The 3,263-nt window shown below is 74.0% G+C and carries 3 protein-coding genes; all 3 read right to left on the reverse strand.

Going from position 1 to position 3,263, the window contains the following annotated elements; translation table 11 throughout:
- On the reverse strand, positions 1–308 hold a 308-nt coding region (locus tag VKG64_09235), incomplete at its 3' end, for a cupin domain-containing protein (protein HKB25223.1).
- Positions 305–1,669 (reverse strand): MmgE/PrpD family protein, encoded by a 1,365-nt coding sequence (locus tag VKG64_09240; GenBank protein HKB25224.1) that lies wholly within the window; start codon positions 1,667–1,669, stop codon positions 305–307. The genes VKG64_09240 and VKG64_09235, both read right to left, overlap by 4 nt.
- The gene (locus tag VKG64_09245) at positions 1,666–3,096 is read right to left on the reverse strand and encodes an amidohydrolase family protein (protein HKB25225.1); all 1,431 of its coding nucleotides are present in this window, start codon (positions 3,094–3,096) and stop codon (positions 1,666–1,668) included. Before VKG64_09245 ends, VKG64_09240 begins: the two co-directional genes overlap by 4 nt.
- Positions 3,097–3,263: the final 167 nt, after the last annotated feature.

Raw genomic sequence — 3,263 nt, forward strand, 5'->3', positions numbered from 1 at the left:
ACCCGCCGCCCCGCCGCGTCCTCGAGGAAGACGAGCACCTTGCCCTCGAGGATGAAGAAGGCCTCCTCGACCTCGTGGCTGTGCGCCGCGTTCCCCTGGCCCGGCGGCACGAACATGATGCTCAGCGTGAAGTGCTCCGCCGGGATCGCGTGCGGGTCCGTCTTGCCCGACGCCCCGGAGCCGATGAACCGGTGCTGGGCGCGCCGGTAGCCCTCCACGCGCGCGTCGGCGAACGCGTCCCAGTCGGCCTTCCGGTCCACGAACCGCGCCACGCGGGCGCGCAGCAGCTCGTCCAGCGTCATGGTCATGGGGAGCTCCTTCTCGCCTCGCCGGCGAGGAGCGTGCCGAGGTCGCGCGCGTCCTTGAGCCGCTCGAGCTCGCGGATCGCGTCCACGACGTGCCGCGCGCGCGCCTCGCCCAGCGCGGGCGCGGCGAGCGCCACGAACTTCGCGACGATCTCGGCCTCGGGGACGGGGTTCAGGGCGTCGCCGCGCGGCACGCTCGTCGTGGCCTCGAGGGTCCGGCCGTCGCGGAGCACGAGCCGCACGCGCGCGGTCGGCCGGTCCGCCCGCCGCGGCGACATCGCCGGGTCGGCGGTCACCGCGACCCGTCGCGCCAGCGCGCCGATCCGCGGGTCGGCGAGCGCGGCGGGCCCGAACGCGGCCACGTCCGTCCGCCCGAGCACGAGCGCGGCGGCGACCGCCCACGGGACCGAGAACTTCGCCGCGAGCATCGTGTCCGGCGCGGCGTCCGCCATGCGGAGCGCGAACGGGATCGTGACGACCTCGACCTCCCGCACGTCGTCGGCGACGACGCGATGGTCGCGCGTGAGGCGCGCGAGCGCGTCGAGGGCGAAGTGGTTGTACCGGCAGCACGCGTGGAGCTTGAAGTAGTTCTGCTCGATCCGGTGACGCCCGCCCAGCGCGTCGAGCGTCTGCGCGCCGTCGAAGCGGTCCGCCAGGATCGTGCCGTAGACGTCGGACGGCGCGTCGGCGAGCCCGGTGAAGCCCGCGCGCTGCAGGTCCACCGCGAGGATGCCCTGGAACGCCGACCGGCCCGGATAGAGGTTCCGGATCGTCGCGCCGCGCAGCGCGGGCGTCCACGAGTTCGCCGGGCTCATGGAGGCCGCGAGGTTGACGACCTCGCGGATCGTCGCCGCGGGCGCGCCGTCGAGCTTCGCCACCGCCACGGCCGTGCCGAGCGTGCCCCACGTGCCATGCGAGTGCACGTTCGCGCGCGGCGTCGTGGCGCCGCCGATGCGCGAGCCGATCTCGTAGCCCGCGACGATGGCCTCGAGGAGCCGCGCGCCGTCGAGCCGGCGCTCCTCGGCGACCGCCAGCGCGCCCGGCACCACGTGGATCGCGGGGTGCCCGCCGCCCAGGCGGTTGCCCTCGTCCACCTCGAGGGCGACGCCCGCCGTCGCGTTGGCGAGGGCGGCCCAGTACGCGTCGGCTCGCTCGCGATGACCGAGGAGCGTCGCCTCGCCGCGCGGCGACCGCGCGGCCGCGAGACGCGCGAGGCGGGCGTTCTCCGGGAGCGCGCTGCCGGCGAGGATCGCGCCGACGGTGTCGAGCAGCACCAGCTTCGCGGCGGCGACGGTCGATTCCGGCAGCGTGTCGAGGCGCGTCGCCTCGACCCAGCGCGCGAGGCGATCGAGGTAGTCGGTCACCGTGCGGCGCCGGCGACCGGTGCCTGCGGCCGCCCACGGGCGAGAAAGCGTCCGTAGCCGGGCTTCTGCTCGATGGCGCCGTCGCTCCCGAGCACGGTCTGGCCGCGCAGGAGTGTCATCCACGCCCGGCCGCGTACGGCCCAGCCCTCGTAGGGCGTGAAGCCGGCGATCCCGAGGTGCTGCGTGCGCTGGATCGTCCACGCGGGCTCGGGGTCCCAGATGGTGAGGTCCGCGTCCGCCCCCACGCGGATCACGCCCTTCCGCGGGTAGAGCCCGAAGATGCGCGCCGGGTTCTCGGCGAGCACGCGCGCCATCCAGGTGATCGGCAGCTCGCGCTTGGCGACGCCCTCGCTGTAGACGAGCGTCGCGAGCGTCTCGAGCGAGGGCGCGCCGAAGGGGATGGGCCTGCCCTGGGGATCCACGAAGATGTTCTTCCGGCCGGGCTCCTTCGCCTCCGGCGCGCGCGGCGCGTGGTCGCTCGCGACCGTCGAGACGAAGCCCTGCTCGACGCCCTGCCAGAGGGCCCCGCGGTCGGGCCCGTCGGCGGGCCGGAGCGGCGGGCCGATCTTCGCGAACGGGCCCCAGCGCTCCATCTCCTTGTCGGTGAGGAGGAGGTACTGCGGGCAGGTCTCGGCCCACACGCGCTGCCCCTCGGCCTGGGCGCGCTTGATGCGCTCGAGGCCGAGCTTCGTCGAGAGGTGGACGACGTACATCGGACAGCCCGTGAGCCGCGCGATGAGGATCGCCCGGTTGATCGCCTCCTCCTCCGTCCAGTCGGGGCACGTGGGCGGGAAGTCCGTCGGCGCCGTCCGGCCCTCGGCGATCGCCTTGTCCTCGAGGTAGCAGATGACGTCGCCGTTCTCGCAGTGGAGCTGGCAGAGGCCGCCGAGCGGGGCGAGGCGCTCCATGGTCTTGGCGATGAACTCGTCGGAGACCATGCGCTTGCCGCGCTTCTTGTAGGTCATGAAGAGCTTGAACGACGTGACGCCGAGGCTCACCGTCTCCGCGATACCCTCGAGAATGTGCGGCTCGTGATTGAGAATGAAGTGGAAGCCGACGTCGAGGACGGAGTGCGCCTCCGCCTCCTCGCGGAGCCGCGCGCAGGCCTTCGGCAGCGTCTCGCCCTCGTCGTAGACGACGAAGGGCAGGAGCGTCGTGAGCCCGGTCCGCGCCGCCGCGAGAGCCGCAGTCTTCCAGTCGTCGTACTCGGGGCCGACGTGGAGGTGGCAGTCGATGAGCCCGGGCAGGACGTACTTGCCCGCGGCGTCGATCACCCGGTCGGCCGGCGGCAGGAGCGCCTCGGGCCCGACGGCGGCGATCGCGCCGTCCTTGATCGCGACGGCGGCCTCGACGACGTCCGACGCCGTGACGACCCGGCCGCCGCGGATAAGCGTGTCGACGCCGCGCGTGGCGGCTCCGTTCGGCATGCCGCGACTCATCGATTGGGCTCCCGCTCCGTGACGGGCTTCAGCACGCGCGCGTAGTGCTGGGGCTGCCGGCGGCCGAGGAAGTTCCAGCGCTTCCTCACCGGCGCCATCTGGTCGAGGTCGAGCCGCGCGACGACCAGCTCGTCGCCCGTCGTCGCCGCTCGCGC

Source organism: Candidatus Methylomirabilota bacterium (assembly GCA_035260325.1).
Classification (GTDB): Bacteria; Methylomirabilota; Methylomirabilia; order Rokubacteriales; family CSP1-6; genus AR19.

Coding starts and splice junctions, on each gene's coding strand:
- VKG64_09245 (HKB25225.1), bottom strand. CDS start 3,096: ATGCCGAACGGAGCCGCCACGCGCGGCGTCGACACGCTTATCCGCGGC.